Origin of the sequence: Corallococcus aberystwythensis, assembly GCF_003612165.1 — a bacterium.
GTDB classification, from domain to species: domain Bacteria; phylum Myxococcota; class Myxococcia; order Myxococcales; family Myxococcaceae; genus Corallococcus; species Corallococcus aberystwythensis.
Genome location: NZ_RAWK01000424.1, coordinates 1 through 5,599, shown reverse-complemented (window position 1 = coordinate 5,599; position 5,599 = coordinate 1). Strand labels below are relative to the sequence as shown.

6 protein-coding genes are annotated in these 5,599 nt (G+C 73.2%); 2 read left to right on the top strand and 4 right to left on the bottom strand.

Features of this window, described 5'->3' with window-relative positions; all coding sequences use genetic code 11:
* Positions 1-263 (top strand): hypothetical protein (locus D7W81_RS42635; RefSeq protein ID WP_158621780.1); only part of this gene is annotated, 263 nt, incomplete at its 5' end.
* A gap of 20 nt (positions 264-283) precedes the next feature.
* On the opposite strand, the gene D7W81_RS39495 is transcribed toward D7W81_RS42635, so the two are convergent.
* Positions 284-730, bottom strand: a complete 447-nt coding sequence (locus D7W81_RS39495) for a hypothetical protein (protein WP_120560490.1) — start codon at positions 728-730, stop codon at positions 284-286.
* Between the two features lie 198 nt (positions 731-928).
* Between D7W81_RS39495 and D7W81_RS39490 the strand changes: the two genes are divergently transcribed.
* Complete coding sequence (locus D7W81_RS39490; protein ID WP_120560489.1) at positions 929-3,154, top strand: polyamine aminopropyltransferase; 2,226 nt, start codon at positions 929-931, stop codon at positions 3,152-3,154.
* Here D7W81_RS39490 and D7W81_RS39485 read toward each other — a convergent pair whose 3' ends face one another.
* From D7W81_RS39485 to D7W81_RS39475, 3 genes are all read right to left on the bottom strand, one after another.
* Positions 3,155-3,922 (bottom strand): YoaK family protein, encoded by a 768-nt coding sequence (locus D7W81_RS39485; protein WP_120560488.1) that lies wholly within the window; start codon positions 3,920-3,922, stop codon positions 3,155-3,157.
* 94 nt (positions 3,923-4,016) lie between these two features.
* The gene (locus D7W81_RS39480) at positions 4,017-4,367 is read right to left on the bottom strand and encodes a histidine triad nucleotide-binding protein (RefSeq protein ID WP_120560487.1); all 351 of its coding nucleotides are present in this window, start codon (positions 4,365-4,367) and stop codon (positions 4,017-4,019) included.
* Between the two features lie 62 nt (positions 4,368-4,429).
* Positions 4,430-5,599, bottom strand: a 1,170-nt coding sequence (locus D7W81_RS39475) for a glycosyltransferase family protein (RefSeq protein ID WP_120560486.1), incomplete at its 5' end; no start/stop codon positions are given.

Below are 5,599 nucleotides of genomic sequence, written 5' to 3'. Positions count from 1 at the left end.
GCCCCGGCAAGCGCGCTGCCACGACCCGCTCCCCCGCGAAGGAGTCTGGCGCCCCCTCCGAGCTGGAAACGGAATGGGCGCAGACGCGGACGCTCTTCCGGACGCTCAAGAACAACCACGGCTGCGAAGCCATGCAGATGCAGTGCACCCTCTTCAACAAGCTGGCGGATGACTTCATCCAGGGCGGCAGTGAGACGCCGACCCTCAAGCAGGTGAAGGACCTGCACGAGAAGCTCCGGATCGTGCAGCGTCAGCAGGAGTAGCGGCTCCCGGAGGCGCGGGCCTAACGCATGCCCGCGTCCAGCTTCCCGGTGCCCGCGTCCATCGCCCCGGTGCCCGCGTCGCGCCCGGAGCCACCGGTGCCCTCCGAGGGCGCCGCACCCTGGTAGCTGTCCGCGAGCCCCGTGCCCAGCTCCGCGCTGCCGCCGGTCTGCCGGCCGGAGCTCGGCGAGGACTCACCCTCCATCTGGTTCGGGGCCGAGGTTCCGCCGCCCAACGAACTCCGGCTGTCACTGTTGTACGGCCTGCCGCCGCCCTCTTCGTTGGACGGATGGCCCAGGTTGCTGCCAGCCGCCTCACCGGCGGGCTTTGGCTGGGAGCGGTGCTGGAGCTGCACGGGGTCCTGGAACCCCTGGGGGCCCGCCGAGGACTGCTCGCTGTTGCAGCCCCAGCCCCCCATGGCGCCGCCCACCAGCAGACCCAACCCCAACACGCGCTTGAAGCCGTTCATGGTGTCCCCCTTGGGCGCGAGGAAGTCCGCGCCGAACCGTCCGGGAAGTTAGGGCCGCTGTTCCCCGAGGCCACCCACCCCGGCGGATGCCTGCCTGGTTGGCCGCCGGGCTCCACGCCGTGCAAGACTGCCACTCCGGCGGGAAGCACCGCGAGCGCGGGGCTCCCGCACGGTGCGTCTGCCTGCCTCCGAGGTCGCATGGTGCGCTACGCCCTCGCCATCTTCACCAGCGCCTTCCTGCTCTTCGGCGTCCAGCCGCTGGCGGGCCGCTACGCCCTCCCGTGGTACGGCGGCACGCCCGCGGTGTGGACCGCGTGCATGCTGTTCTTCCAGGCGGTGCTGCTCGCGGGCTACGCCTACGCTCACGCGGTGGCGTCCCGGCTGCGCCCGCGCACGCAGGCCGTCCTGCACCTGGGGCTGCTGGTGGTGGCGCTGGGAGCGCTCGCGGCGCGGGCCTCGTGGACGGGCTCGCCGCTGGCGCCGGGGGACGGCTGGCGCCCGGTGGATGAGCACCTGCCCGTGCTCCGGCTGATGCGGATGCTGGCCGCCACGCTGGGCCTGCCCTTCTTCGTGCTCAGCACCACCGGCCCGCTGCTCCAGTCGTGGTTCGCCCGCGCGCGGCCGGAGCGCTCTCCGTACGTGCTCTACGCGCTCTCCAACGCGGGCTCGCTGCTGGCGCTGCTGGGCTATCCGTTCCTCGTGGAGCCGTGGGTGGGCCGGAGTGCGCAGGCGTGGGGCTGGGCCGCGGGCTTCGTCCTCTTCGTCCTCTGTGTCCTGGCCTGCGCCCGGGACCTGCTGCGCCGCGCGCCAGCGGCGAATGCCCCCGAAGCCCCCGTGGAAGCGGCTGTGGAAGCGGCTGTGGAAGCCTCGGGCGAAGCCGCCACGGCGTCACCGCGCCCGGGCGTGGGGCGCACGCTGACGTGGCTGGCGTTGAGCACGTGCGCGTCGGTGCTGCTGCTGGCCACGACGAACAAGCTCTCCCAGGACGTGGCGGCGGGCCCCTTCCTGTGGGTGATGCCGCTGGCGGTGTACCTCGTCACCTTCATCCTGGCCTTCTCGCGCGAGTCCTTCTACGCGCGCATGCCGTACTCCGTGGCGCTCATCGCCTCCGTGGTGCTGGTGACGTACGCGCACAAGGAGGGGCCCGCGCTGGGCCTGGGGTGGCAGGTGCTCTTCCACGCGTCCGCGCTCTTCACGGGGGCCATGGTGTGCCACGGCGAGCTGTACCGGCGCCGCCCGGCCCCGCGCTACCTGAGCGCCTTCTACCTCTGGGTGTCCGTGGGCGGCGTAGTGGGCGGCGTGTTCGTCAACCTGGTGGCGCCCGCCCTCTTCAGCACCTACTGGGAGCACCCGCTGGCGCTGGCCGCGTGCTGCGGGGTGGCCTTCGCGGGGATGCTGCACGGGCCCGAGGAGGAGACGGCGATGGTGCGCACGCAGCGCCTCTTGCGCGGGGCGATGCTGGTGGGCGTGGCGGTGCACCTGCCGGTGCTCGTGGCCACGGACCTGGAGCGCGTGCGCTTCGCCGCGCGCAACTTCTTCGGCGTGGTGCGCGTGCTGGAGCTGTCACCGAACGACCCCCGGCAACACCAGTACGCCCTGCGCCACGGCGCCATCACCCACGGCTGGCAGTTCATCCACCCGGAGCGCCGGAACCTCCCCACGGCGTACTACACGCCGGACACCGGCCTGGGGCTCGCGCTCGCCGGGCAGCGCCAGCGTCGTGGGGCGCTGGGGCTGCCCACCTCCTTGCGCGTGGGCATGCTCGGGCTGGGCGTGGGCAACAGCGCCACGCTCATGGCGGCGGGTGACGACGTGCGTTTCTACGAAATCAACCCCGTCATCATCGGCCTGGCCCGGGGGGAGGGCGGCTTCTTCAGCACGCTGACGGACACGCCCGCGCACGTGGAAGTCGTGGAGGGCGACGCGCGCATCTCGCTGGAGAAGGAGCTGGAGCACGGCTCGCGCCAGTTCGACGTGCTGGCGCTGGACGTCTTCAGCTCGGATGCCATCCCGGTGCACCTGCTGACGAAGGAGGCGGTGGCGCTCTACCTCCAGCACCTGGCGCCGCACGGCGTGCTGGTGATGCACATCAGCAACCAGCACCTGGACCTGGTGCCCATCAGCCTGGCGCACGCGCGGGCCTCTGGCCTGTCCGCGGCGCTCGTCGCGTTGGACAGCGAGGGCGACACGGTGTCCAGCGCGTGGATGCTGCTGAGCCCGGACACGGAGTTCTTCGCGGGCTCCCCCTTCAGCAAGAGCCGCGCGCGCGTGCGCCGGCTGGTGCTGCGCGGCGAGCCGGAATACGTCTGGACGGACGAGCGCAGCAGCGTGCTCCAGGCCCTGCGCCCCAGGGCCCAGGGCCGCGCCGCCGCGGACCCGAACGTCATGGACGCGCCCGTGGTGGCCCGGCCCTCCGCGCCCTGATCAACGGTCCGGCGCGGTGGACGGCGCGGGCTTGACGGTCAGCCGCACGTCCAGCGCGGCCAGCACGCCCAGCACCGCGCACGGCAGCACCAGCGTCACGGCCCCGTGGCGCAGGAACAGGAACGGGCCCACCGTGGAGCCCGCGAGGAACGCCAGCACCAGGCCCAGGTGCAGCCGCGTGCGCTCGAACTGCACGGCGGAGGGCAGGCTCCGCACGCGGTGCCACAGCCCCGGCGCGGACCTTCCGCGGAGGCCGTCGCGCACCCACGCCAGCATCTGCACCAGCTGGATGCCGATGTCCGTGAGCATCCCCGTCACGTGCGTGGTGCGCACCACCGCCCCGGACACCCGCGTGACGAGCGCGTTCTGCAGCCCCATGGCGAAGGCGAAGCCCCAGAGCAGCTCCGGCGCGCGCGTGTCCGGCATGGACGCAAGGCCGATGCCCACGCCCCCCAGCACGAGCACCTCCACCAGCAGCGCGGCCACGTGCCGGCCCCGCGCGCGGTGCCGCGAGGCATCCAGGAGCCCCGTCGCGCAGAAGGCCCCGGCGACGAACAGCCCCATCAACTGCGCGGGCAGCCGCGCCGTGTCCCAGCGGCCCTGGGCCAGGGACTCGCCCAGCGAGGCCATGTTGCCGGACATGTGGGACGCATGCGCGCCCAGCGCCACGAACCCCATGGCGTTGACCGCGCCGGCCACGGAGGCCAGCAACACGGCGAGGAGGGAGTAGGCGCGGCGGGACTGGGGCGACGACTGGGCACTGAACATGACGGGCGGACCTGCCCGGGAGGAAGGGCAGGCCGCGCCCGGGAACGCTAGCACCGGGCCCCGGAGCGCGGGCATCGCACCCGGGGCGGACGGGCTAGCCCGGCGGCCAGTGCAGGGGACGGCCCGCGAGCAGGTGCAGGTGGATGTGGAACACCGTCTGGCCCGCGTCGCGCTGGGTGTTCATCACCACGCGGTAGCCCGTGTCCGCGAAGCCCCGCTCGCGCGCCATCTTCGCCGCGCCGATGTAGAGGCTGCCCACCAGCTCCCGGTCATCCGCCGTGATGTCGTTCACCGTGGCGATGTGCTTGCGCGGGATGAACAGCACGTGCGTGGGGGCCTGGGGGTTGATGTCCTCGAAGGCCAGGCAGTGCTCGTCCTGGTAGACGACCTTCGCCGGGATGAGGCCATCGCGAATCTTGCAGAAGAGGCAGTCGGATTCGGGCATGGCCCTGGCTTACCAACGCACCGGTGGGGCCGGAAGGGTCTTTTGGGCCCGAAGTGTCCCGCTCAGGGCAGTCGCCACGAATAGCCGGGGTCCGGCGTGCAGCCCGCCAGGGGCAGCTTCACCAGCACCAGCGGGCCCTCCTGGGCCACCGTCGTGCCCGCGCCCTCGTAGCCCGCCCGGGTGATGACGTGGTTGAACTGGCTGGAGCCCCGGCCGGGGCCGTTGTGGGGGTACAGCGGCACCTTCCGGTGGAAGTAGCTGTAGCCCCCCGTCCACGCCAGGTGCACCGCTTCCACCTTGAGGCCGCACACGTCGTCGCGCCGGCCCGCCGCCTCCAGCAGCCGGTTGACCGCGCCCTGGTCATCCCAGGCGCTGTCCTTGGGGCGCACGTGTTCGTACTGGCCCACCTCCCCGAAGGTGAGCGCCCCCGCGCCCGCGCCGGACACCAGCGCCCCCGCCACCACCGCCACCGTGGCGGTGGCCCGCGCCGGAGCGCCGCGCAGCACGCGCAGCACGGAGTCCAGCCCCACGCCCGCGAGCGCCGCGAACAGGGGCAGCACCGGCACCAGGAAGCGCAGCTCCTTGTGTGGCTGGTATGCGTGCAAGAGGAAGAACGCCGCCGCCAGGAAGGCCAGCCCCCACGCCCGCGGAATCGCCAGCACCGCCAGCGCGGCCGTGAAGACGGTCAGCACCGGCATCGCCGTGCGCAGGATGCGCGGGTAGTAGCCGAAGGGCTCCGTGCCCCACTGGGCCGCCTTGCCCTGCACCACGTTGAAGTCCAGGTACACGATGGCCGAGTGGAACCACCGGCCCCAGGTGAGCCGGTCCAGCAGTCCGAAGGCCAGCGCCCACCCGGACAGCACCGCCAGCGCCACGCCCGCCCCGCGCCACTGGCGCCGCGCCAGGAGCACCGCCAGCAGGCCCACGCAGAAGACGCCGTTCTGCAGCCGCAGGAGCACCGCCAGCCCCAGCAGGGACGCCCCCGCCACCAGGGCGCGCCGGGACGCGGCGCGCGGCAGGGCCAGGGCCAGCCCCAGCGCCACCGGCAGCACGGAGGCGTTCTCGCTCATGGCCCGGGGGGCGAAGTACAGGGGCACCGACGCCAGCGCGAACAGGGCCGCCCCGCCGGAGGCCGCCAGGGTGGAGGCCCCGGCCGCGCGGGACAGCCGCCACGTGGCCCACGCCGTCGCCGTGCCCACCAGCGCGAAGAAGCCCTTCACCCAGCCCAGGTA